Raw genomic sequence first — 24,793 nt, 5'->3', positions numbered from 1 at the left:
CCCCGGACCAAATTCGCGGGCGCAGAATGCCGCTATCTCCGGCGCGGTGCAACAAAGTTTCAGCGCCCGCCACTTACGTGACGAGCGCTGAATCTATTACAGTTTTTGCGAGATCGGGGTAACGCCGCGATCGCAAATGCGACGCGCGGGATTAGTGCATCGCCGTCGTGTTGAGCTCCTGCTGGATGCTCTTGTAATGGTCGAGCCGCGCGATCGCGTTATCCAGCTCGTCGCCTTCCTTCTCGGACAGCTTGTCCTGCATTTCCGCGATCTTGTCGGCGAACTGCGCGCGATCAATCTCGTCGATCGAGGTAGCGACGTCGGCGAGCACCGTCAGGCGGTCGTCGGACACTTCCGCAAGACCGCCGAGCACGATGACTTTCTGCTTCTGGCCACCGGAGATGATGGTCAGGATGCCGGGCCGCACCGCAGCCACGAGAGGCGCATGTCCGGCGAGCACGCCGAAATCGCCTTCCCAGCCGGGGACGTCGACCTGATCAACTTCGCCCGAGAAGGCGAGCTTTTCCGGAGAGACGAGATCGAAGTGGAAGGTGGCCATGGTGTACCTGCGAGTAGCGAATAGCTGATGGTGAGCGGCGAATCGTGGGAGCAGCGCGTCTTTTCGCTACTCCCCGTTCGCCATTCGCCCTTAGGCGGCTTCCGCCGCCAGCTTCTTGCCCTTCTCGACCGCCTCTTCGATGGTGCCGACCATGTAGAAGGCGGCTTCCGGCAGGTGGTCATACTTGCCTTCCACCAGGCCCTTGAAGCCCTTGATGGTGTCGGCGAGGTCGACGAACTTGCCCGGCGAGCCCGTGAAGATTTCGGCGACGTGGAACGGCTGCGACATGAAGCGCTCGACCTTGCGGGCACGGGCCACGGTCAGCTTGTCCTCTTCCGAAAGCTCGTCCATGCCGAGAATGGCGATGATGTCCTGGAGTGCCTTGTAGCGCTGCAGCACCTGCTGGACCTGACGGGCGACCGCGTAGTGCTCCTCGCCGACGACCAGCGGGGAGAGCATGCGCGAGGTCGAGTCGAGCGGGTCCACCGCCGGGTAGATGCCCTTTTCAGCGATCGAGCGCGACAGCGTGGTGGTCGCGTCCAGATGGGCGAACGAGGTCGCGGGCGCCGGGTCGGTCAAGTCGTCGGCCGGAACGTAGATGGCCTGCACCGACGTGATCGAGCCCTTCTGCGTGGTGGTGATGCGCTCCTGCAGCGCGCCCATGTCGGTCGCGAGCGTCGGCTGATAACCCACGGCCGAAGGAATACGACCCAGGAGCGCCGACACTTCCGAGCCGGCCTGGGTGAAGCGGAAGATGTTGTCGACGAAGAACAGCACGTCCTGGCCCTTGTCGCGGAAGTCTTCCGCGATGGTCAGACCGGTGAGCGCGACGCGGGCGCGGGCGCCCGGGGGCTCGTTCATCTGGCCGAACACCAGAGCGCACTTCGACTTGACGCTCGGATCCGGATTGTGCGGATCGGCGTTGACCTTGGACTCGATGAACTCGTGATAGAGGTCGTTGCCCTCGCGGGTACGCTCGCCGACGCCGGCGAACACGGAATAACCACCGTGCGCCTTCGCGACGTTGTTGATCAGCTCCTGAATCAGCACGGTCTTGCCGACGCCGGCGCCGCCGAACAGGCCGATCTTGCCGCCCTTGGCGTAGGGCGCCAGCAGGTCGACGACCTTGATGCCGGTGACGAGAATTTCAGCTTCGGTCGACTGGTCGGTGTAGGTCGGCGCTTCCTGGTGGATCGCGCGCAGGCCTTCCGACTTGACCGGACCGGCTTCGTCGATCGGCTCGCCGATGACGTTGATGATGCGGCCGAGCGTGCCTTCGCCGACGGGAACGCGGATCGGCGAACCGGTGTCGGTCACTTCCTGGCCGCGGACCAGACCTTCGGTGGTGTCCATCGCGATTGTGCGGACAGTGGACTCACCGAGATGCTGGGCGACTTCGAGCACCAGGCGGTTGCCGCCGTTCTTGGTCTCGAGCGAATTGAGAATGGCCGGGAGGTGGCCTTCGAACTGCACGTCGACGACGGCGCCGATGACCTGGGTGACGCGACCGGACTGGGCTGCCATTGAATGTCTCCTTCGATCCGAACTTCTAGACCACGATCAATCTGACCGGGATGTTGCGTGTGATGGGTACCGATACGTCTTGGTCAGACGGCCTCGGCGCCCGAGATGATTTCGATCAGTTCCTTGGTGATCTGCGCCTGACGCGTGCGGTTGTAGACCAGCGTCTGCTTGCGGATCATTTCACCGGCGTTGCGCGTCGCGTTGTCCATCGCGCTCATCTGAGCGCCGTAGAACGAGGCGTTGTTCTCGAGCAGCGCGCGGAAGATCTGGACCGCGAGATTGCGCGGCAGAAGACGGGTAAGGATCTCGTCCTCTTCCGGCTCGTATTCGTAGGACGTCGTGTTGGCGGCAACGCCCTCCTCGACGACCAGCGGGATGATCTGCTGGGCGGTCGGGATCTGCGCGATCACCGAGCGGAAGCGCGAGTAGAACAGCGTGCAGACATCGAACTCGCCGTTGTCGAAACGCGCCAGAACCTTCTTGGCGATATCCTCGGCATTGACGAAGCCGATCTGGCGCACGCTGCGCAGGTCGAGATGCTCGACGATCTGCTTGTCGAACTGGCGGCGGAGCTGCTCGTAACCCTTGCGGCCGACGCAGAAGAATTTCACTTCCTTGCCCTGGTTCATCAGAGCCAGCGCACGCTCGCGGGCGAGACGCACGATCGACGAGTTGAACGCGCCGGACAGGCCGCGCTCGCCGGTGCAGACCAGCAGCAAATGGACCTGATCACGGCCGGTGCCGGCCAGCAGCACCGGCGCGCCGGGCGAACCCGCAGCGGCGCCGGCGATGTTGGAGATCACCGCGCTCATCTTGTCGGCATAGGGACGTGCAGCTTCCGCGGCGGTCTGCGCGCGGCGCAGCTTCGAGGCCGCGACCATCTGCATGGCCTTGGTGATCTTTTGCGTCGCCTTGGTGGAGGCGATGCGGACGCGCATGTCTTTAAGTGACGCCATTCTTCGTTCACCCCGGCGGTTCGACCCTTACGGTCAAGCCGCTAGCCTATCCCAGTCGTCATGCCCGGGCTCGTCCCGGGCATCCACGTCTCCGTCTTCCACGCAATGAGCGTGGATGGCCGGGACATCATTTGCGAAGACGCGCTTCGCGCTTTAGCCCGGCCCTGACGGCCTACTTATGCAAAAGACTTCGCGAAACCTTCGACCACCGACTTCAGCTTGGCAGCGACGTCGTCGGAGAGATCGCGGGTGTCGCGGATCGAATTGAGGATCTCGACGTGCTTGCCGCGCAGCAGCGACAGCAGGCCGTCCTCGAACGCGCGCACCTTGTTGACCGGGAGCGGATCGAGATAGCCGTTGGTGCCGGCCCAGATCACGCAGACCTGCTCTTCCATTTTCAGCGGCGAGAACTGCGGCTGCTTCAGGAGCTCGGTCAGGCGCGAGCCACGGTTCAGCAGGCGCTGGGTCGAGGCGTCGAGGTCGGAGCCGAACTGCGCGAACGCCGCCATTTCGCGGTACTGCGCGAGCTCGCCCTTGATCTTGCCGGCGACCTTCTTGGTGGCCTTGGTCTGCGCCGACGAACCGACGCGCGACACCGACAGACCGACGTTCACCGCGGGACGGATGCCCTGGAAGAACAGGTCGGTTTCCAGGAAGATCTGACCGTCGGTGATCGAGATGACGTTGGTCGGAATGTAGGCCGACACGTCGTTGGCCTGGGTTTCGATGACCGGCAGCGCCGTCAGCGAGCCCGAGCCCTGGTCCTTGTTCAGCTTCGCCGCGCGCTCGAGCAGGCGGGAGTGCAGATAGAACACGTCGCCGGGATAGGCTTCGCGGCCCGGCGGGCGGCGCAGCAGCAGCGACATCTGGCGGTAGGCGACGGCCTGCTTGGACAGATCGTCATAGATGATGACCGCGTGCATGCCGTTGTCGCGGAAATACTCGCCCATGGTGCAGCCGGTGAAGGGCGCGATGTACTGCATCGGCGCCGGATCCGACGCGGTGGCGGCGACGACGATCGAATATTCGAGCGCGCCCTGCTCTTCCAGCACCTTCACGAACTGGGCAACCGTCGAGCGCTTCTGGCCGACTGCGACGTAGACGCAGTACAGCTTGATGTTCTCGTCGGGCTGCGCGTTGAGCGGCTTCTGGTTCAGGATGGTGTCGAGCGCGATCGCGGTCTTGCCGGTCTGACGGTCGCCGATGATCAGCTCGCGCTGGCCGCGGCCGATCGGGATCAGGGCGTCGATCGCCTTGAGGCCGGTCGCCATCGGCTCGTTCACCGATTTACGCGGAATGATGCCGGGCGCCTTGACGTCGACGCGCATGCGCTTGTCGGCCTGGATCGGGCCCTTGCCATCGATCGGGTTGCCGAGACCGTCGACGACGCGGCCGAGCAGGCCCTTGCCGACCGGCGCGTCCACGATGGCGCGGGTGCGCTTGACGGTCTGGCCTTCTTTGATCTCGCGGTCGGCGCCGAAAATAACGACACCGACGTTGTCGGTTTCGAGGTTCAGCGCCATGCCGCGGGTGCCGTTCTCGAACTCGACCATTTCGCCGGCCTGGACGTTGTCCAGACCGTAGACGCGGGCGATACCGTCGCCGACGGACAACACCTGTCCGACTTCGGAGACTTCAGCTTCCTGGCCGAAATTCTTGATCTGGTCCTTGAGGATCGCGGAAATTTCCGCGGCGCGGATGTCCATCAGCCTGCCTCTTTCATCGCGTGCTTGATCGAATTGAGTTTGGTGCGAAGCGAACTATCGATCATGCGGCTGCCAAGCTTGACGACGAGGCCACCAATGATCGAGGGATCGATCTTCACGTTGAGCGCGACGTCCTTGCCGGTCACCGACTTCAGGGCAACCTTGAGGGCGTCGAGATTCTTGTCCGAGAGCGCTTCCGCGACCGTGACATCCGCGGTCGCTTCGCCCTTGAACTTGGCGACGAGAGCGCGATAGGCGCGGATGACGTCAGCCACCGCAAACAGGCGGCGGTTGGCGGTCAGCACTTTGAGGAAATTGGCGGAGATGCCGGCGATGCCAGCCTTGTCCAGGACGGCCGAGAGGGCCTTGGACTGGGCGTCAGCCGCGAAAACCGGACTGCGGACGAGGCGCTTGAGATCAGCGCTTTCGTTCAGCAGACCCTCGAACCTTTCGAGATCGGCCTTGACCTCGTCGACCAATTTCTGGTCGCGGGCCAGTTCAAACAAGGCCGTTGCATAACGACCCGACACACCGGAAACGGACGTATCTTCTGCAGCCACAGACGCGCTCTTTGTGCTGTCAAATTCGCAAGGGAAAAACCGTCGCCACAACGCGGCGCCTAGCGATCCAAGCCCTTGGAATTCAAGCGGGACTTTGATTCTCGGCCGGCACGGGACGTGCCGGGTCCGTTAAAATCGCGGCTTTGCTAACATAGCAGGCGCGCACGTGCAACATGACGCCAAATTAAAGGCACGACCTTCTGTCGCCAGTTCGTCGCAGCGCGCGACCTCCTTATAGGGGGCGCCGCAATGTCTGCCACGCCACGGAATTGCCGCGGGCCGTTCGTCGGCAACACGCCCATTCGTTCCTGCCTTCAGCGCATAGCGGCCATGAACACGGCTCGCAGAGGCGTGACGCTGACCGCGCCGGCAGCGGCCTCCGAATACTTACTCATTTCTAAACACGAAGAGTAACAACTTCACTTTACAGTATTCGCAAGTAATAGATCGGTTAATTATTCGTTAAAGCGAAAGATCACGAAACTTCGGCTGAATATCGATTCAGATCACAAGATATTTCAACGCGACATCGAACGGATTTACTGCCCAATTCACGCCTCATTAGGAATCGAAACGCGGTCCCGCTCGCAAACTGATGGGGGCTCCACTTGCCACATATGTGGCATTACTAGCGTAGGGACCACTAAATGCTGTCTTTGAAGACGCTGGGCACCGTGACCCGGCCGCGTACGGCGATCGCTTTCGTCGCTGCAACTCTCATCGTCGGTGGAACTGCCACCGAGGCTTCCGCCAAATCGAGGCATCACCACCGGTATTCTCACCACCACCGCCATCACGCCCAGGACGACTCCAACGCGACCTCCAATTGGCGCAACGCCAACGCGTCGATGACGCCGTCGCAGGGCACGGGCCGCAGCTTCTCCGGCATGGCCTCCTATTACGGCAACGAGTCCGGCAGCCGCACCGCCTCGGGCGCGCGCTTCAACCAGAACGCCATGACCGCGGCGCATCGCTCGCTGCCGTTCGGCACCAAGCTGCGCGTCACCCACGGCGGCTCGAGCGTGATCGTCACCATCAATGACCGTGGCCCGTTCGTGCGCGGCCGCGTGCTCGACCTCTCCACCGGCGCTGCCCGCGCCATCGGCCTCACCGGTGCCGGCGTCGGCCGCGTCACCGCGGAAGTCGTCTCCTAACGGCGCTCCGGCGCCTCAGCCCACACGCGCAGTTTCCATCATCGTCCGCACGGACATGAGCAGTTTGATGCGCCGCGGGTAACAAGCCCGCCGTCTTGGGGGACGGCGGGCTTTTTGTTTGGTTGTCGTTGCATCAACGTGGGCGGCACGTACAGGTGCGTTCCCTCCCCCCTTGCGGGGGAGGGAGCGCAATGTGCCTTGTCGCTACAAAAAGCTCTGTGGATCGACATCGACCTCGAGCTTCTGGTTGCCCTTCGGCTTCGGGCACACCGCGAGCCAGTTCCGCAGATAATCGGACAGATCAAAACCGCGAGCCGATTTCACCAGAATGCGAAACCGGTAGCGGCCCTTGATGACCGCGAGCGGGGCTTCCGCGGGGCCCAGCACCACGACGCGTTCGTCGTGCGGTGCGAGCGCAACGAGCCTGCGGCCCAGGCCTTCCGCGCTCGGACGATCGCCCGCGGAAATGATCAGGCTCGCGAGCCGTCCGAACGGCGGATAGAGCGTGCGCTCGCGCAGATCGATCTCGCTGTCGTAGAAGGCCTCGCGGTCGCAGGCGATCAGTGCCTTCATCACGGGATGATCGGGCTGGTGGGTCTGGAGATAGCCGACGCCGCGGCCCTGCTCGCGACCTGCGCGGCCGATCACCTGGTTGAGCAATTGCCAGGTGCGCTCCGCCGCGCGCGGATCGCCGTTGGAAAGACCGAGATCGGCATCGACCACGCCGACGAGATTGAGCCGCGGGAAATTATGACCCTTGGCGACGAGCTGCGTGCCGATGATGATGTCGACACGGCCCTCCGCGATCTCGGCAAGCTCGCTGCGCATCGTCTCGATCGAGGTGATGAGATCGCTCGACAGCACCATGGTGCGCGCGTCGGGGAACAGGGCGGCGGCCTCCTCCTGCAGGCGTTCGACGCCGGGGCCGACCGCGACCAGCGATTCCTCTGCCGCGCAATGCGGACAGGTTGCGGGCCGCGGCATCGAGAAGCCGCAATGGTGACAGACGAGGCGCTGGCGAAAGCGATGATCGACCAGCCAGGCATCGCAGATGGTGCAGGCGAAGCGATGGCCGCAAGCTCGGCACAGCGTCAGCGGCGCGTAGCCTCGGCGATTGAGGAACAGCAGCGCCTGCTCGCGCTTCTCGATCGCCTTTCTGATCTCGCCGGCTAAGCGCGGCGAGATATAGCGGCCGCGCGCAGGCGGCTCGCGGCGCATGTCGATGGCCTCGATATGCGGCATGTGCTGGCCGCCGAAGCGCGACGGCAGCGCGACGCGCTGATAGCGGTTCTTGCGCGCATTGACTTCTGACTCGACCGAGGGCGTGGCCGAGGCCAGCACGATCGGGATCTTTGCAATATGCGCGCGCACCACGGCCATGTCGCGGGCGTGATAATGCACGCCTTCGTCCTGCTTGTAGGCCTGGTCGTGCTCTTCATCGACTACGATGAGGCCGAGATTGGCGTAGGGCAGAAACAGCGCCGAGCGCGCGCCGACCACGACCGGCGCGGTGCCTTCGGAGATCGCGGCCCAGTTGCGCGCGCGGGTGCGCGGGGTGAGCTCGGAGTGCCATTCGATCGGACGTACGCCGAAGCGTTGCGCGAAACGATCGAGGAACTGGCCGGTCAGCGCGATCTCCGGCATCAGGATCAGTGACTGCTTGCCGCGGCGGATGGTTTCCGCGACGGCCTCGAAATAGACCTCGGTCTTGCCGGAGCCGGTGACGCCGTCGAGCAGCGCGACGTGGAAGGTGCCGTTCGCCGCGAGCGCGCGCATCGCATCGACGCCGGCGCGCTGGAGCGGCGAGAAATCCGGCCGGCCGAACTCCGGATCGGGCGCCGGCGGTGGTGGCGGCGGCGGCATCGGCTCGACCGTCAGCGTGCCTTCGTCGACGAGGCCGTCGATCACGCCGGCCGAGACGCCGGCCTCCCTGGCTGCCTCGGATTTGGCGTGCAGCAGCCGGTCCGACAGCACCTCCATCACGCGCGCCCGCGCCGGCGTCAGCCGCCGCGGGGAATCGCCTGTTAGCCGCACGCCGGCGCGCACCCGTTCGGGACCGAGGTTCTCACCCATGCGCAGGCACATGCGCAGCACCATGCCGCGCGGGCTCAGCGTGTAATTGGCGACCCAGTCGACGACCGAACGCAGCTCGGGCTGGAGGGACGCAACGTCGAGCTTCTCGCTGACCTCCTTGAGACGGTTATGCAGGCGCGGATCCGGATTGGCATTTTCCGCCCAGACCACGGCGACCACCTCGCGGGCTCCAAGCGGCACGCCGACGAGATCGCCGGCCTTCAGCTCCATGCCGCGCGGCACCTTGTAGGAATAGGTCTGGTCGAGCGCGACCGGCACCAGCACGTCGACCATGCGGGTCACGTTGGCGGGGACGGTCGAGCTGCGTGACGGATGATCCATGGAGAGAATCGGAACCTTGGGGCCTTGAGGCTATCGCCCCGGGGCCGCCTTAGCGAACAGTAAACGGGTGTGATGCGATATACTGTGCGGAATCACTCCGTCCAGAGCGCATGAGCAAAGCAGCCGCCCCAGTCATCGAGCTTGCCAGCGCCGATCCCTCGATCGCGCAGGAGATGGCGCGCTGGCTGTTGCATCTCGGCGCCGAGCGGCGGCTGTCGCCGAAGACGCTGGAGGCCTATGGCCGCGATCTCAGGCAGTGCCTGGATTTCCTCTGTGCCCATTGGGGCGAGCGCGTCACGCTGGAGCGGTTCGCCTCGCTGGAAGCGACCGACATCCGTGCTTTCATGGCGATGCGCCGCGCCGACGAGATTGCCGGCCGTTCATTGATGCGCGCGCTCGCGGGCCTGCGCTCGTTCGGCCGCTTCCTGGAGCGCGAAGGCAAGGGCAAGGTCGGCGCACTCTCCGCCATCCGTGCGCCCAAGGTCGCGAAAAGCCTGCCCAAGCCGCTGCCGATGGCATCCGCAAAACGGCTTGCGGACGCCGACGAGCGCGCCGGCGAGGACCGCGAGACCTGGATCCTGGTGCGCGACGCCGCCGTGATGGCGCTGCTCTACGGATCAGGCCTGCGTATTTCCGAGGCGCTCGGCCTGAAGCGTCGCGAGGTGCCACGACCCGGCGAAGGCGATGTTCTCATCGTCACCGGCAAAGGCAACAAGACCCGGATGGTGCCGGTGCTGCAAAACGTGCTGGCGCTGGTGCAGGAATATGTCGCGATGTGCCCGCACGCGCTGCCGGCCGAGGGGCCGATCTTCGTCGGCGCCCGCGGCGGCCCGCTCAGTCCGCGCATCATCCAGCTCACGATGGAGCGGCTGCGCGGCGCACTCGGATTGCCCGACAGCGCGACGCCGCACGCGCTGCGCCACTCCTTCGCCACGCATCTGCTCTCGCGTGGCGGCGACCTGCGCGCGATCCAGGAATTGCTCGGCCATTCCTCGCTCTCGACCACGCAAGTGTATACCGGCATCGATTCCGAGCGGCTGCTTGAAGTCTATGCGAGCGCGCATCCGCGGCGCTGAATCCTGACATGAAGCTGTCATAGCGAGCATGCCTCTTGCGCAGGCCGCGCGGTTCGGTCAATCGTTGCGGAACCGAGGCAGGAGGGACTGATGAGCGCACACGAAAGCATGGAGCACGCCGAACATGCCGAGCACGCATCCGGCGAGAACAAGAAGATCGCCCTTCTGATCGCGGTGCTCGCGCTGTTCCTGGCGATCTCGGAAACGCTCGGCAAGGGCGCCCAGACCGAGTCCATCAGCAAGAACGTCGAGGCCTCCAATCTCTGGGCGTTCTTCCAGGCCAAGAGCATCCGCCGCACGGTCGTGCAAACCGCCGCCGACCAGGGCAAGCTGACGCTGGGCACCGCCACCGACGACGCCATGAAGGCCACGGTGCAGAAGCAGATCGACGACTGGCAGAAGACGGCGACGCGCTACCGCTCCGAGCCCGAGACCGGCGAAGGCACCGAGCAGCTCGCCGAGAAGGCCAAGCATGCCGAGCATGAACGCGACGAGGCGACGGCGAAATATCATCACTTCGAGCTGGCGTCGGCCGCGTTCCAGATCGGCATCGTGCTGGCATCGGCGACCATCATCACCGGCATGCTGCCGCTCGCCTGGATCGCCGGCCTGCTGACGCTCGCCGGGCTGGGCATGACCATGCTCGGCGCCTGGGCGCCGCATCTGTTGCATCTGCACGGGTGAGGGGAACTACGGCCCTCGCCGCCTCATTGCGAGGAGCCTTTGCAACTTCGCTCCGCTCGCAATGACGAAGGATAAAGGCGAGGCCGCCTCTCAGCGCGCCTCGCGCACGCTCTTGCGGAAGCGCTGGATCAGGCGAAGCGTCCGCGAGGACCAGCCTTCGCCGTTGCCGCTAAGCAATTCCTTGATGCGGCGCTTGACCGGTTCGACCACCTCGGTCGCCTTGGCACGCACTTTCAGCACCAGCTCGTAGAGCTGCTCGAACCAGTGCATCTCCAGCAGCTTGTCGCGCGTGACGTCGAACACGAAGGCGGTGACGCCGACGCCGAGCATCTTGGCGAACAGGATCGTGAAGACCGCGCTGGTCCAGTATTCATGCGTGAGCAGCCACAGGCCGACAAGCTTGAGCGGAAACAGCGGGATGATCGGAACGGCGAAGACGATCAACGTCATCGCAGGCGACAGCGCGTCGACACGATCCGCCAGCCATGATTTGAACCGGGCGAGCGGGATGAGCGCGACAACCCGCGCGACGATCGGCTCGCAATGATCCCACAGCCAGGCTTCGATCAAAAAGATGATCGCCAGCAGGACCCAGACCGGTTGAAGAAGGCGGCGCAGCATGTGATGTCCCGCCCGATTCGGCTCTTGGCGCGACCCTACATATGGATGGCCCGCTTGCCGACTGCAAGCGCGGCCTCTTTCACGGCCTCCGACCGGGTCGGGTGCGCGTGGCAGGTGCGAGCGAGATCTTCCGCACTGCCACCAAACTCCATGAGCACGCAGGCCTCGTGGATCATTTCGCCGGCCTCGATGCCGATGATGTGCACGCCGAGCACACGGTCGGTCTTCGCATCTGCGAGAATCTTCACGAAGCCATCGGTGGTCTGGTTGACCTTGGAGCGGCCGTTGGCGGTAAAGGGAAACTTCCCGACGGTATAGGCGACGCCGGCCTGCTTCAGCTCTTCCTCGGTCTTGCCGACGGAGGACACTTCCGGGGTGGTATACACGACGCCTGGGATAACGTCGTAGTTCACGTGGCCGGCCTGCCCTGCGATGATCTCCGCAACGGCAACGCCCTCATCCTCGGCCTTGTGAGCGAGCATCGGACCAGCGACGACGTCGCCGATCGCATAGACGCCCTTGAGGCTGGTGGCGAAATGCGGATCGATCTGCACGCGGCCGCGCGGATCGAGCGCAACGCCGGCTTCCTTCAAGCCCAGACCATCGGTGTACGGCACGCGGCCGATGCAGACGAGCACAACATCGGCCTCGATCGTCTCGGCGGCACCGCCCGCAGCGGGCTCGATCGTCGCCTTCAGCGTCTTGCCGGACGTGTCAACGGCAGTGACCTTTGCGCCGAGCTTGAACGCAAAGCCCTGCTTCTCGAGGATGCGCTGGAATTGCTTGGCGATCTCGCCATCCATGCCGGGCAGGATGCGATCCAGGAATTCGACGACGACGACTTCGGCGCCGAGCCGCTTCCACACCGAGCCGAGCTCGAGGCCGATCACGCCGGCGCCGACGATCAGCAGCTTGCCGGGGACCTTGTCCAGCGACAGCGCGCCGGTGGACGACACGATGCGCTTCTCGTCGATCTCGATGCCCTTGAGACGCGCGATGTCGGAGCCGGTGGCGATGACGATGTTCCTGGTCTCGATCACCTGCGACTTGCCGTCGGCGGAGACTTCGACCTTGCCGGTGCCCAGGATCTTGCCGGTGCCCTTGAGCACGTCGACCTTGTTCTTCTTCATCAGGAACTCGACGCCCTTGACGTTGCCGTCGATGCCCTGCTGCTTGAAGTTCATCATCGCCGGAAGCTCGAGCTTCGGCGCGGAGACGTTGACGCCCATCTTGGCGAAGGAGTGCCCGGCTTCCTCGAACATTTCGGAGGCGTGCAGCAGCGCCTTCGAGGGCATGCAGCCGACGTTGAGGCAGGTGCCGCCGAGCGTGGCGTTCTTTTCAACGACTGCGACCTTCATGCCGAGCTGGCTGGCGCGCACCGCGCAGACATAACCGCCGGGTCCGGTGCCGATGACGACGAGATCGTAGGTAGCCATGAGAGAAAGTCCCGTAGGTTTAGTGTTGTGATGATGCGTCCGCGCGGCGCGTCAGCGTCCGCCGGACACATCGAGAGTGGCTGCAGTCACGTAGGAGGCCTCGTCCGACATCAGCCAGACGATGGCGTTGGCGATTTCGTCCGCGGTGCCGACGCGCTTCATCGGCACCACATGGGCCAGACGATGGGCACGATCAGGCTCGCCGCCCGCCGCGTGGATCTCGGTGTCGATCAGGCCAGGGCGGATGCCCGCAACACGAATGCCTTCGCCCGCGACCTCATAGCCGAGGCCGATGGTGAAGGAATCGATCGCGCCCTTGGACGCCGCGTAGTCGACATAGGTGTTGGGCGAACCAAGCTTGGCAGCAACCGACGACAGGTTGACGATGACGCCGCCCTTGCCGCCGTGCTTGGTCGACATCCGCTTCACCGCCTCGCGCGCGCAGAGGATGGAGCCGGTGACGTTGACCGCGAGCACGCGCTGGATGCGCTCGGCCGACATCTCGTCGACGCGCACGCCGCTCTTGCCGACGATGCCGCCATTGTTGACGAGCGCGGCAAGCGTGCCGAACTTGTCGGCCTCCTTGAACAGGTCGAGGATGTCGGGCTCCTCGGCGACATCGCACTTCACCGCGATCGCCTTGCCGTTGCCGGCCTCGATCTCGGCGACGACCTCGTCGGCAGCCTTCTTGTTGCTGGCATAGCCGACCACGACGCGGTAACAGCGCGCAGCCGCCGCAAGCGCGGTCGCGCGGCCAATGCCGCGGCTGCCGCCGGTGATGACAACGACCTTATCCGTCACGCGCGCCTCCATGGTTCGACACGCGCCGTCGCAAAAAACAGCGACGGCGCTCGCAGAGCATTAGCGATCAGAGATCGAGCACCAGACGTGCCGGATCTTCCAGGCTCTCCTTGACGCGAACCAGGAAGGTCACCGCTTCCTTGCCGTCGATCACGCGGTGATCGTAGGACAGCGCCAGATACATCATCGGGCGGACCTCGATCTTGCCGCCGACGACCATCGGGCGATCCTGGATCTTGTGCATGCCGAGGATGCCGGACTGCGGCGCGTTCAGGATCGGCGTCGACATCAGCGAGCCGTAGATGCCGCCGTTGGTGATGGTGAAGGTGCCGCCCTGCATCTCGTCGATCTTGAGCTGACCGTCACGGGCGCGACGACCGAAATCGGCGATGCCCTTCTCGATGTCGGCGATCGACTTGTTGTCGCAGTCACGCACGACGGGAACGACGAGGCCCTTGTCGGTGCCGACGGCGACGCCGATGTGATAGTAGTTCTTGTAGATCAGATCGGTGCCGTCGATCTCGGCGTTGACGGCCGGGATGTCCTTCAGCGCCTGCACGACGGCCTTGGTGAAGAAGCCCATGAAGCCGAGCTTGGAGCCGTGCTTCTTCTCGAACGCATCCTTGTAGTGGGCACGCAGCGCCATCACGTTGGTCATGTCGACCTCGTTGAAGGTCGTCAGCATGGCCGCGGTGTTCTGCACGTCCTTGAGGCGGCGCGCGATGGTCTGGCGCAGGCGGGTCATCTTGACGCGCTCTTCGCGGGCAGCATCATCGGCCGGCGACGGTGCACGAACCTGAACGGCAGCGGCGGGCTGGTTGACCGGGGTCGGAGCCGAGGCCGCACGCTCGATCGCGGCGAGCATGTCGCCCTTGGTGACGCGGCCGTCCTTGCCGGAGCCCGGAACGGTCGAGGCGTCGACGCCGGTCTCGGCGGAAAGTTTTCGCACGGACGGAGCGAGCGGGGCATCAGCCGGCGGCGCTTTCGCGGCCGGTGCGGGAGCGGCAGCAGCGGGGGCCGGAGCCACGGCGGCGGGCTTCGGCGGAGCAGCGGCCGGCTTTGCACCGGCGGCGCCATCGGTGATCTGGCCGAGCAGCGCGCCGACCGCGACGGTGGTGCCATCCGCGGCAATGATCTCGCTCAGCGTGCCGGCGGACGGCGCCGGGACTTCGATGGTGACCTTGTCGGTCTCGAGCTCCACCAAGGGCTCGTCGACGGCGACCGCGTCGCCTGCCTTCTTGAACCAGCGGCCGATGGTGGCCTCGGTGACGGATTCGCCGAGCGTCGGCACACGAATTTCAGTCATGGTCTTTTCCTTAAGGAGATCGCCAGTCGCGGTCATGAATTCGGAAGTCACGGCCGGCGAAAAGCAGGCCATCCAGCAAGCCGGAACGAATCCCATTCGCGAGGACGTCACGTCTTGCCGGATGCCCCGCCTTTGGGGCGGGGCATGACGCAGTTCTAGAAGTTCAGCTCAATGCTTCGTCCAGGAACGCCTTCAACTGCGCCTGATGCTTGGACATCAGACCAGTGGCGGTCGCGGCGGAAGCGGCGCGACCGACATAACGCGGACGCCGGCTCGCACCGTTCACCTGGTTCAGCACCCATTCCAGATAGGGCTCGATGAAGTGCCACGCACCCATGTTGCGCGGCTCTTCCTGGCACCAGATCACCTCCGCTTTCTTGAAGCGGGACAGTTCGGCGACCAGCGCCTTCAGCGGCACAGGATAGAGCTGCTCGACGCGCATTAGATAGATGTCGTCGATGCCGCGCTTCTCGCGCTCCTCGTAGAGGTCGTAATAGACCTTGCCCGAGCACAGCACGACGCGGCGGATCTTGTCGTCCGCCACGAGCTTGACCGGCTCGTTCGGCAGCATCTGGGCGTCATCGTACAGGATGCGGTGGAAGGTCGTGCCCTTCGCGAGCTCCTCGAGGCGCGAGACCGCCCGCTTGTGACGCAGCAGCGACTTCGGCGTCATCAGGATCAGCGGCTTGCGGATCTCGCGATGCAGCTGGCGGCGCAGCACGTGGAAGTAGTTCGCGGGCGTGGTCGGGTAGACCACCTGCATGTTGTCTTCCGCGCACATCTGCAGGTAACGCTCCAGACGCGCCGAGGAATGCTCCGGACCCTGGCCCTCATAGCCGTGCGGCAGGAGGCAGACGAGACCGGACATGCGCAGCCATTTGCGCTCGCCCGACGAGATGAACTGGTCGAACACGACCTGCGCACCGTTGGCGAAGTCGCCGAACTGGGCTTCCCACAGCGTCAGCGTGTTCGGCTCGGCGAGCGAATAGCCGTATTCGAAGCCGAGCACGGCTTCTTCCGACAGCAGCGAGTTGATGACCTCGTAATGGCCCTGCTCGTTGCCGAGATGGTTGAACGGCGTGTAGCGGCTCTCGTCCTCCTGGTCGATCAGGACCGAGTGGCGCTGCGAGAACGTGCCGCGCTCCGAATCCTGCCCGGACAGACGGACGTGATGGTTCTCGTTGAGCAGCGTGCAGAACGCCAGCGCTTCACCGGTCGCCCAGTCGATGCCGGCACCGGTGTCGATCGCCTTCGACCGGTTCTCGAGGAAGCGCTGGATGGTGCGGTGAGCGCGGAAACCGTCCGGCACCTTGGTGATCTTGCGGCCGATTTCCTTGAGCTCGGCGATGTCGACGCCGGTGACGCCGCGCCGTGCGTCTTCTTCCTGATCCGCAATCTTGAAGCCGGCCCACTTTCCGTCGAGCCAGTCGGCCTTGTTGGGCTTGTAGCCTGCGCCGGCTTCCAGCTCGGCGTCGAGACGCGCGCGCCAATCAGCCTTGGCCTTGTCGACTTCGCCCTGGGTCAGCACGCCTTCGCTGACCAGGCGGCGGGCGTAGAGCTCCAGCGTCGTCGGGTGAGCCGCGATCTTCTTGTACATCACCGGCTGGGTGAACGCCGGCTCGTCGCCTTCGTTATGGCCATGCCTGCGGTAGCAGAACATGTCGATGACGACGGGCTTGTGGAATTTCTGCCGGAACTCGGTGGCGACCTTGGCCGCGAATACCACGGCTTCAGGATCGTCGCCGTTCACGTGGAAGATCGGCGCGTCGATCATCTTCGCCACGTCGGACGGATAGGGCGAGGAGCGCGAGTAGCGCGGATAGGTCGTGAAGCCGATCTGGTTGTTGACAATAAAGTGCACGGAGCCGCCGGTGCGGTAGCCCTTCAGGTCCGACAGGCCGAAGCATTCCGCGACAACACCCTGGCCCGCGAACGCCGCGTCGCCATGCATGAGCAGCGGCATCACCGAGATGCGCTGGTCCGGCGGATCGCCGTGCTGGTCCTGCTTCGCACGCACCTTGCCGAGCACGACGGGATCGACGATCTCGAGATGCGAGGGGTTCGCGGTCAGCGACAGATGGATACGGTTGCCGTCGAACTCTCGGTCCGAAGACGCGCCGAGGTGGTATTTGACGTCGCCGGAGCCTTCGACCGCGTCGGGGTTGGCCGAACCGCCCTTGAACTCGTGGAACAGCGCGCGATGGGCCTTGCCCATCACCTGCGTCAGCACGTTGAGGCGGCCGCGATGCGGCATGCCGAGCACGACTTCCTTCACGCCGAGATTGCCGCCACGCTTGATGATCTGCTCGAGCGCGGGGATCAGCGATTCACCGCCGTCGAGGCCGAAGCGCTTGGTGCCGGTGAACTTGGTGTCGCAGAATTTTTCGAAGCCTTCGGCCTCGACCAGCTTCATCAGGATGGCTCTGCGGCCTTCGCGGGTGAAGGAGATTTCCTTGTCCGGTCCCTCGATGCGCTCCTGGATCCAGGCCTTCTGCGCGGCATTGCTGATGTGCATGAACTCGACGCCGAGCGTCTGGCAGTAGGTGCGCTCGCAGATCGCCGTGATTTCGCGCAAGTTCGCGTATTCGAGACCGAGCACGTGATCGAGGAAGATCTTGCGGTCGAAATCGGCTTCGCTGAAGCCGTAGGTGCGGGGGTCGAGCTCTTCGCGGTTACGCGGGGCTTCGATGCCGAGCGGGTCGAGCTTGGCGTGAAAGTGCCCACGCATGCGGTAGGAGCGGATCAGCATCAACGCGCGGACGGAGTCGCGCGTGGCCTGGAGCAGGTCGGCGGAGGAGATGTCGGCGCCCTTGGCCTGCGCCTTGGCGGCGATCTTGCTGCCGACCGCCTTCTCGACCTCGGCCCAGTTGCCGTCGAGCGCGGAGGTCAGATCGTCCTTGGGGGTCAGCGGCCAGTTGGCGCGCTCCCAGGACGGGCCTTCGGCGTTCTTGCTGATGTCGGCGGGCTGGTCGTTGAGGCTCTTGAAGAACTCCTGCCACTCGGCATCGACCGAGGACGGGTCCTTCTCGTAACGGGCGTAGATTTCGTCGATGTAGGTGGCGTTGGTGCCCTGCAAAAAGGATGAGAGGGCAAAGGCTGCGTTCGCGTCCTGGCGAGACATACTTGAGTTCCTGGCGATTTCGGTTCGCGCATAACAAACGGCGCTGGCGTCGAGCTCCCCGGCAGAGGCTCGACGCGACAGGCACCATTTATCCTATTTGCTGCGAAACTTCGCCCGGAAAAGCACGAAGGAATGAATTAGCCTTTCAATTTTTCGGCAAGCGTATGGCCGAGGCGGGCCGGCGACGGCGACACTGTAATCCCTGCGGATTTCATCGCATCGGTCTTGGAACCGGCGTCGCCCTTGCCGCCCGAGATGATCGCGCCGGCGTGGCCCATGCGGCGGCCGGGAGGGGCCGTGACACCGGCGATGAAACCGACCATCGGCTTCTTGCGGCCGCGCTTGGCCTCGTCCTTGAGGAACTGGGCGGCGTCTTCCTCGGCGGAACCGCCAATCTCGCCGATCATGATGATCGACTCGGTCTTGGGGTCGGCCAGGAGCATTTCCAGGACGTCGATGAATTCGGTGCCCTTGACCGGGTCGCCGCCGATGCCGACCGCGGTGGTCTGGCCGAGGCCTTCCTGGGAGGTCTGGAACACGGCTTCATAGGTCAGCGTGCCCGAACGGGAGACGATGCCGACCGAGCCGGTCTTGAAGATGTTGGCGGGCATGATGCCGATCTTGCACTCGCCGGCGGTCATGACGCCCGGGCAGTTCGGCCCGATCAGGCGCGACTTGGAGCCGGCCAGCGAGCGCTTCACGCGCACCATGTCGATGACCGGAATGCCCTCGGTGATGCAGACGATCAGCGGGATCTCGGCGTCGATGGCTTCGCAGATCGCATCCGCCGCGCCCGGCGGCGGCACGTAGATCACCGACGCATCCGCGCCGGTCTTCTCGCGCGCGTCGCGCACGGTGTCGAACACCGGCAGGTTCAGATGGGTCGAACCGCCTTTGCCGGGCGAGGTGCCGCCGACCATCTTGGTGCCGTAGGCAATCGCGGCTTCGGAATGGAAGGTGCCGTTCTTGCCGGTGAAGCCCTGGCAGATGACCTTGGTGTTCTTGTCGATCAGGATGGACATGAGGTCTGCTTTCGCGAAACTAACGAGTGAGAGGTCAGTGGATGCGGCGGTAGACGCCGGTGAGCACGTCAGCCCAGCCTTCCGCGTCCGGCGAGAACTGGATCTTCAACGAGTAGGAATCGTCGTCGATGATCTCGTAGACGTGGCGCGCATTGCCGCGGAGCGAGCCGCGCACCAGCGTCAGGGTCTTGCCGACCCACCCGCCGGAGGCGGGCGAGGGCGGCGTGTAGCCGAGTGAATCGTACCAGAACAATTTGTAGGTCCGGTCGTCACGATCGTAGGTGAAGAGGCCGTGAGTGGCGAAGGCCTGCTTGCCCTCACGCATCTGGACCGAGTCCTGGATCAGATAGAAGCCATTGAGGTCCATGCGCGCGACGGTGCGCGAGGTCGCCGGGCCGCCTTCGGTCCAGCGCGACGGAAAGACCATCTCTTCACCATTCCATTCGCCGGCGAACGCCGACAGGCGCATGTGCTCGGCGAGCGGGGACGATGCGGAGAGATGGTCCTGGGCCATGGCCTTAGCCTCCCTTGACGGCCTTCACGATCTTCTGCGCGGCGTCGTCGAGATTGTCGGCCGGCACCACGTTCAGACCGGATTCACGGATGATCTTCTTGCCGAGCTCGACATTGGTGCCTTCGAGACGAACCACCAGCGGCACGCTGAGGCCGACCTCGCGCACGGCGGCGGTGACGCCCTCGGCGATCACGTCGCACTTCATGATACCACCGAAGATGTTGACCAGGATGCCCTTCACGTTGGGATCCGCGGTGATGATCTTGAACGCGGCCGCGACCTTCTCCTTGCTGGCGCTGCCGCCGACGTCGAGGAAGTTCGCCGGCGCCATGCCGTAGAGCTTGATGATGTCCATCGTCGCCATGGCGAGACCGGCGCCGTTGACCATGCAGCCGATATTGCCGTCGAGGGTGACGTAGTTGAGGTCGTACTTGGACGCCTCGATTTCCTTGGCGTCTTCCTCGGTCTCGTCGCGCAGCGCGAGCACCTCGGGATGACGGAACAGCGCGTTGTCGTCGAACGATACCTTGGCGTCGAGCACGCGGAGCTGACCCTGCTTGGTCACGACCAGCGGGTTGATCTCCAGCATGGCCATGTCCTTGGCGACGAAGGCCGCATAGAGCTGCGCGGTGAGCTTTTCCGCCTGCTTGGCGAGATCCCCGGAGAGTTTCAGCGCGTTCGCGACGGTGCGGCCGTGATGGCCCATGATGCCGGTCGCGGGATCGATGGAGAAGGTCACGATCTTCTCGGGATTGTTGTGTGCGACGTCCTCGATGTTGACGCCGCCTTCGGTCGAGACGACGAAGGAGACGCGCGAGGTCTCGCGGTCGACCAGGATCGAGAGGTAGAATTCCTTGTCGATGTCGGAGCCGTCCTCGATGTAGAGGCGGTTGACCTGCTTGCCGGCCGGGCCGGTCTGGATGGTCACCAGCGTGGCGCCGTGCATCTGCTTCACGAACTCGGTCACTTCAGCGACCGACTTGGCGATGCGGACACCGCCCTTGTCGCCGGCGGAGGCTTCCTTGAACTTGCCCTTGCCGCGGCCGCCGGCGTGGATCTGGCTCTTCACCACATAGACCGGACCGGGCAGCGCCTTGGCGGCAGCCTCGGCCTCGGACGGGTTCAGCACCGGCTTGCCCGCGGAGATCGGAACGCCGAACTCGCTCAGGAGGATTTTGGCCTGGTACTCATGAATATTCATATGGTCGCTCCCTGAACCCGCGGGCGGAGACCCCTAGGGGCCCACCTCAGTCTTGTGGCTGGCATACCATATACCACAGGAACTGCAACCCGGATTCTTTGACATCGGAATCTCGGATCCGGAACCCGCCACCGTCGAGTGGTGCAGCCGGGGTCCGGAAATGAAACCGCCGAAGACCGGGTTTCGATCTTCGGCGGGAATTCTCGCGCTTAGCGGCCGAGAAGATCGGGTGCGATCTTCTTGCAGGCGTCTACCAGGCCCTGCACTGCGCCGACCGACTTGTCGAAGGCCTCGCGGTCCTTGCCGGCGAGTTCGATCTCGACGACGCGTTCGACGCCCTTGGAGCCGATCACGACGGGCACGCCGACATACATGTCCTTCACGCCGTATTCGCCGTTGAGGTACGCGGCCGAGGGCAGCACGCGCTTCTTGTCACGCAGATAGCTCTCGGCCATCGCGATGGCCGACGCGGCCGGCGCATAGAAGGCCGAGCCGGTCTTGAGCAGATTGACGATCTCGGCGCCGCCATTGCGGGTGCGGTCGACGATCTCGTCGAGGCGCGCCTGCGAGGTCCAGCCCATCTTGACGAGGTCGGGCAGCGGGATGCCGGCGACGGTGGAGTACTTCACCAGCGGCACCATGGTGTCGCCATGGCCGCCGAGCACGAAGGCGGTGACGTCTTCGACGGAGACGTTGAACTCGTCGGCCAGGAAGTAGCGGAAGCGCGACGAATCCAGCACGCCGGCCATGCCGACGACCTTCTTGTGCGGCAGGCCTGAGGCCTTCTGCAGCGCCCAGACCATGGCGTCGAGCGGGTTGGTGATGCAGATGACGAACGCGTCGGGGGCATACTTCTTGATGCCCGCGCCAACCTGCTCCATGACCTTGAGGTTGATGGAGAGGAGGTCATCGCGGCTCATGCCGGGCTTGCGCGGCACGCCTGCGGTGACGATGCAGACCTTGGCGTTGTCGAGCGCCTCATAGGAATTGGCGCCGGTGTAATGCGCGTCAAAGCCGTCGACCGGCGAGGACTGCGCGATATCGAGCGCCTTGCCCTGCGGCACGCCCTCGGCAATGTCGAACATCACGACGTCGCCCAGTTCTTTCAGGCCGATGAGGTGAGCCAGCGTTCCGCCGATCTGGCCGGAGCCAATCAAAGCAATCTTGTCGCGCGCCATGTGAACCTGTCCTTTAGACACGTTAAGGAGGGGAAAACTGAGAGGGTGGTTATCCCTTTCGCTTGCCCCGTTCAAGTCGGTGAATGCCCAATTGTCGGGCTCGCCGCGTATACAAGCGCAACCCTGTCATTCCCGCCCGCGCGCAGGCATTAACCCGAAAGTCACGCAGCTAAATCCGAGCTTGCCAGCCAAGACGGGCGGCCCGGAATGACAGCGCTGACAAATAGGACTTAAGTCTCGACCAGGCCCTTGGTTGAGCCGCTGGCGGTGGAATCCTTGCGGCCGTGAGCCAGCGCCAGATAGGATTCCGAACTCATCTCGATCAGGCGCGACGAGGTCCGCTTGAACTCCATGGCCTCGTTGCCCTCGTGGGCGAGGTAGAGCGAGATCGGATTGGCATCGGCCGAGGCCATCAGCTTCACGGCATTGTCATAGAGCGTGTCGATCAGCGTGATGAAGCGCTTGGCGGCGTTGCGCTGGGCGAAGTCCATCACTGGAATATGGTCAACCAGGATGGTGTGGTAGTCGTGCGCCAGCCTGAGATAGTCGGACGCGCCGAGCGGCTTCTCGCAGAGATCGGCAAAGGCGAAGCGCGCCACGCCGTGGGCCGAGCACGGCACGTGCAGGGTGCGGCCCTTGATCAAGATGTCGCGCGACTTGCACTTGGCATTGCCGGTCATCTTCACCCACGCCTTGTTGAGCGCAGCGTCGGCGTCGCCATCTGCAGGCGTCAGCCACATCGGCACGCCCTGCAGCTTCTCCAGACGGAAGTCGGTGCGCGCATCGAGCCGCGAGACGTCCATGTGGTCGGTGATCTGCTTGATGAAGGGCAGGAACAGCGCGCGGTTCAGACCGCCCTTGTAGAGATCGTCGGGCGCAACGTTGGAGGTCGCGACCACGACGGTGCCGAGTTCGAACAGCTTTGCGAACAGGCGCCCGAGGATCATTGCATCGGCGATATCGGTGACGTGGAATTCGTCGAAGCAGAGCAGCCAGCTTTCTTCGAAGATCGCATGCGCGGTCAGCGCGATGACGTCGCCGTCAGCGGTCTCGCCGCGCGCGATGCTCTGGCGATAGTCGTAGATGCGCTCATGCACGTCGGCCATGAATTCGTGGAAATGCGCACGGCGCTTGTGCTCGACGGCGGAGTGCTGGAAGAACAGATCCATCAGCATGGTCTTGCCGCGGCCGACTTCGCCGTGGATGTAGAGCCCGCGCGGCGCCTCATCCTTGTCGCCGCCGCTGAACAGGCGGGCCAGCAGGCCCTGCTTGCGCTGCGGCTTGTAGTTCGCGAGCCGCAAGTCGAGCGCGGCATAGGCCTCGGCGACGTCGGCTTGCGCGGCATCCGGTTCGATCGCACCGGAGGAGATCTGGGCCTGATACGCTTCGCTGAAGGAGGAATCTTGGGTGGAGAGCATCACTCTTTACCGCCAGAGACCGGCGGAAATTGCAAGCCGTCAATTGGTGGACGGGGTATGCGGATCCGTGTCCCGCACGCGCTGTGCGCAGAGCCGGGACCCACTGTTTCGTACATCGAACGCTGAAAGTTGAGCCCCGGCTCGGCAGTGCACCACTTCGTGGCGCACTGCGTCCGGGGCACGAGACCTACTCACACAACTCGTAGGCGTCCTCGACGACATACGGGCCGCCGCCGGTCGATGCCCGCGACGAGAACAACACGAACCGCTCCGCCATGAAGGCCTTGCTCGGGAAGTAGCCGCGGATCGAGAGATAGTCGGCGACATCGCGGTCGGAGGCGTCGTGCAATCGGGCCAGCGTGACATGCGGGATGAATTTGCGTCCCTCCGGATCGAGACCGATCCGCTGCATCATGCGTTCGAGCTCGGCCTGCAATTCCATCAGCGGCTTGCTCGGTGCGATGGTAGCGACCACCGCGCGCGGCTTGCGGCCGCCGAAGCTCGTCAACCCCTGCACCTTCACCTCGAACGGCTTGCGGTCGACGCGAAACAACATCGATGCGATCTCGTTGGCAGACATGCCATCGATGTCGCCGATGAAGCGCAGGGTGACGTGATAATTTTCGGGATCGATCCAGCGGGCGCCCGGAAGGCCACCTCGCAAATTGGAAAGTGTCTGGCAGACCTCTGCCGGGATTTCCAAGCCAGTAAACAAACGCGGCATCGTTTCGCACTCCCGATGCTTGGGCATGATCCCTGGGGAGGATCATATCCAAATTTTAGAGCCGGCGACGAATCATCTGTACTCTGATTCCTATCGCAGTTGTGTGACTCTGCGAAGAGTCGCCGAGGCTACACCGGGAAATCCCCGGGTATTAGGGTTAGCGTTGCCTGCTTTTCAACGGCGTTGCTCGCCGATGGTGCGCACGAATACCTCCACCGTGGGCAGCATCTTGTCGACGATGATGTCGACGCCTGCTGCGGTCGGATGAATACCGTCCGCCTGGTTGAGCTTCGCGTCGGCGGCGACGCCGTCGAGGAAGAACGGATAGAGCGGCACGTCGAACTGCTTCGCCAGATCCGGATAAATCGAATTGAAGCGCGCGCCATAGTCTGCGCCGAAATTCGGCGGCGCCAGCATGCCACACAGCATCACGGCGATCTTGCGCGCCTTGAGACGCTGAACGATGTCGGTCAACGCCGCCCGCGTCAAGTCGGGGTCGATACCGCGCATCGCGTCGTTGGCACCGAGCTCGACGATCACACCGTCGGTTCCATCGGCCACCGACCAGTCGAGGCGGTCGCGTCCGCCGGACGCGGTGTCGCCCGAGACGCCGGCGTTGGTCATGTCGACCGCTATGCCCTTGGCTTGCAAGGCTTTTTGAAGTTTCGCGGGAAACGCGTCCGGGGCCGGGAGGCCAAGACCGGCGCTCAGGGAATCGCCGAGAACGACAAGCTTGATCGGCTTTGTCGCGTCCGCCCAGGCCGGATGGGAAATCGTCATCAAAGCGAGCATCAACACGGCTATGTGCATGAACAAT

General features: G+C 64.2%; 21 protein-coding genes. 3 read left to right on the top strand and 18 right to left on the bottom strand.

Annotated elements, in window-relative coordinates; translation table 11 throughout:
- Nucleotides 1–151: 151 nt before the first annotated feature.
- From JQ631_RS20165 to JQ631_RS20145, 5 genes are all read right to left on the bottom strand, one after another.
- Nucleotides 152–559, bottom strand: coding sequence for a F0F1 ATP synthase subunit epsilon (locus tag JQ631_RS20165; RefSeq protein ID WP_212328403.1), 408 nt, complete (start codon nucleotides 557–559; stop codon nucleotides 152–154).
- 90 nt (nucleotides 560–649) lie between these two features.
- Nucleotides 650–2,083 carry a F0F1 ATP synthase subunit beta gene (atpD, locus tag JQ631_RS20160; RefSeq protein ID WP_011083272.1) on the bottom strand — a complete coding sequence of 478 codons (1,434 nt, stop codon included), beginning with the start codon at nucleotides 2,081–2,083 and terminating at the stop codon, nucleotides 650–652.
- Nucleotides 2,084–2,166: 83 nt separating this feature from the next.
- Nucleotides 2,167–3,039: a F0F1 ATP synthase subunit gamma gene (locus JQ631_RS20155; protein WP_212328402.1), complete on the bottom strand. Its 873-nt coding sequence runs from the start codon at nucleotides 3,037–3,039 to the stop codon at nucleotides 2,167–2,169.
- Nucleotides 3,040–3,215: 176 nt separating this feature from the next.
- The gene (gene atpA, locus JQ631_RS20150) at nucleotides 3,216–4,745 is read right to left on the bottom strand and encodes a F0F1 ATP synthase subunit alpha (protein WP_212328401.1); all 1,530 of its coding nucleotides are present in this window, start codon (nucleotides 4,743–4,745) and stop codon (nucleotides 3,216–3,218) included.
- On the bottom strand, nucleotides 4,745–5,305 hold the full coding sequence (locus tag JQ631_RS20145; protein ID WP_212328400.1) for a F0F1 ATP synthase subunit delta: 561 nt from the start codon (nucleotides 5,303–5,305) through the stop codon (nucleotides 4,745–4,747). The genes atpA and JQ631_RS20145 overlap by 1 nt, the downstream gene beginning before the upstream one ends.
- 647 nt (nucleotides 5,306–5,952) lie before the next feature.
- Between JQ631_RS20145 and JQ631_RS20140 the strand changes: the two genes are divergently transcribed.
- Nucleotides 5,953–6,459: a septal ring lytic transglycosylase RlpA family protein gene (locus tag JQ631_RS20140; protein ID WP_212328399.1), complete on the top strand. Its 507-nt coding sequence runs from the start codon at nucleotides 5,953–5,955 to the stop codon at nucleotides 6,457–6,459.
- A 204-nt stretch (nucleotides 6,460–6,663) separates the two neighbouring features.
- Here JQ631_RS20140 and JQ631_RS20135 read toward each other — a convergent pair whose 3' ends face one another.
- Complete coding sequence (locus tag JQ631_RS20135; protein ID WP_212328398.1) at nucleotides 6,664–8,874, bottom strand: primosomal protein N'; 2,211 nt, start codon at nucleotides 8,872–8,874, stop codon at nucleotides 6,664–6,666.
- A 110-nt stretch (nucleotides 8,875–8,984) separates the two neighbouring features.
- Here JQ631_RS20135 and JQ631_RS20130 point away from each other — a divergent pair, with 110 nt between their 5' ends.
- Both JQ631_RS20130 and JQ631_RS20125 read left to right on the top strand, forming a co-directional pair.
- The gene (locus JQ631_RS20130) at nucleotides 8,985–9,950 is read left to right on the top strand and encodes a tyrosine recombinase XerC (RefSeq protein WP_212328397.1); all 966 of its coding nucleotides are present in this window, start codon (nucleotides 8,985–8,987) and stop codon (nucleotides 9,948–9,950) included.
- A gap of 90 nt (nucleotides 9,951–10,040) precedes the next feature.
- Entirely contained in the window at nucleotides 10,041–10,634 is a 594-nt protein-coding gene (locus JQ631_RS20125; RefSeq protein WP_212328396.1) for a DUF4337 domain-containing protein, read from the top strand.
- Between the two features lie 90 nt (nucleotides 10,635–10,724).
- Here JQ631_RS20125 and JQ631_RS20120 read toward each other — a convergent pair whose 3' ends face one another.
- From JQ631_RS20120 to JQ631_RS20065, 12 genes are all read right to left on the bottom strand, one after another.
- Nucleotides 10,725–11,255: a hypothetical protein gene (locus JQ631_RS20120; RefSeq protein WP_212328395.1), complete on the bottom strand. Its 531-nt coding sequence runs from the start codon at nucleotides 11,253–11,255 to the stop codon at nucleotides 10,725–10,727.
- 35 nt (nucleotides 11,256–11,290) lie between these two features.
- Nucleotides 11,291–12,691: a dihydrolipoyl dehydrogenase gene (gene lpdA, locus JQ631_RS20115; RefSeq protein ID WP_212328394.1), complete on the bottom strand. Its 1,401-nt coding sequence runs from the start codon at nucleotides 12,689–12,691 to the stop codon at nucleotides 11,291–11,293.
- A gap of 51 nt (nucleotides 12,692–12,742) precedes the next feature.
- Complete coding sequence (locus tag JQ631_RS20110) at nucleotides 12,743–13,504, bottom strand: SDR family oxidoreductase (RefSeq protein ID WP_212328393.1); 762 nt, start codon at nucleotides 13,502–13,504, stop codon at nucleotides 12,743–12,745.
- Nucleotides 13,505–13,559: 55 nt separating this feature from the next.
- Nucleotides 13,560–14,798, bottom strand: coding sequence for a 2-oxoglutarate dehydrogenase complex dihydrolipoyllysine-residue succinyltransferase (gene odhB, locus JQ631_RS20105; RefSeq protein ID WP_212328392.1), 1,239 nt, complete (start codon nucleotides 14,796–14,798; stop codon nucleotides 13,560–13,562).
- Between the two features lie 163 nt (nucleotides 14,799–14,961).
- A complete protein-coding gene (locus JQ631_RS20100; RefSeq protein ID WP_212328391.1) occupies nucleotides 14,962–17,919 on the bottom strand; it encodes a 2-oxoglutarate dehydrogenase E1 component in 2,958 nt (985 codons plus the stop codon).
- Nucleotides 17,920–18,056: 137 nt separating this feature from the next.
- Nucleotides 18,057–18,941, bottom strand: coding sequence for a succinate--CoA ligase subunit alpha (gene sucD, locus JQ631_RS20095; protein ID WP_212328389.1), 885 nt, complete (start codon nucleotides 18,939–18,941; stop codon nucleotides 18,057–18,059).
- Between the two features lie 34 nt (nucleotides 18,942–18,975).
- On the bottom strand, nucleotides 18,976–19,455 hold the full coding sequence (locus JQ631_RS20090; protein WP_212328388.1) for a DUF1579 family protein: 480 nt from the start codon (nucleotides 19,453–19,455) through the stop codon (nucleotides 18,976–18,978).
- Between the two features lie 4 nt (nucleotides 19,456–19,459).
- A complete protein-coding gene (gene sucC / locus JQ631_RS20085; protein ID WP_212328386.1) occupies nucleotides 19,460–20,656 on the bottom strand; it encodes an ADP-forming succinate--CoA ligase subunit beta in 1,197 nt (398 codons plus the stop codon).
- Nucleotides 20,657–20,865: 209 nt separating this feature from the next.
- Nucleotides 20,866–21,834 carry a malate dehydrogenase gene (mdh, locus tag JQ631_RS20080; protein WP_094972741.1) on the bottom strand — a complete coding sequence of 323 codons (969 nt, stop codon included), beginning with the start codon at nucleotides 21,832–21,834 and terminating at the stop codon, nucleotides 20,866–20,868.
- 230 nt (nucleotides 21,835–22,064) lie between these two features.
- Nucleotides 22,065–23,252, bottom strand: coding sequence for a cell division protein ZapE (zapE, locus tag JQ631_RS20075; protein ID WP_212328385.1), 1,188 nt, complete (start codon nucleotides 23,250–23,252; stop codon nucleotides 22,065–22,067).
- 187 nt (nucleotides 23,253–23,439) lie between these two features.
- Nucleotides 23,440–23,976 carry an RNA 2',3'-cyclic phosphodiesterase gene (gene thpR, locus JQ631_RS20070; protein ID WP_212328384.1) on the bottom strand — a complete coding sequence of 179 codons (537 nt, stop codon included), beginning with the start codon at nucleotides 23,974–23,976 and terminating at the stop codon, nucleotides 23,440–23,442.
- A 174-nt stretch (nucleotides 23,977–24,150) separates the two neighbouring features.
- On the bottom strand, nucleotides 24,151–24,786 hold the full coding sequence (locus JQ631_RS20065) for an arylesterase (protein ID WP_212328659.1): 636 nt from the start codon (nucleotides 24,784–24,786) through the stop codon (nucleotides 24,151–24,153).
- Between the last annotated feature and the right edge of the window lie 7 nt (nucleotides 24,787–24,793).

Origin of the sequence: Bradyrhizobium manausense (assembly GCF_018131105.1) — a bacterium.
GTDB lineage: Bacteria > Pseudomonadota > Alphaproteobacteria > Rhizobiales > Xanthobacteraceae > Bradyrhizobium > Bradyrhizobium manausense_B.
Note: the sequence above shows the minus strand (reverse complement) of the source record. Positions and strands in the feature narration are given on the sequence as shown.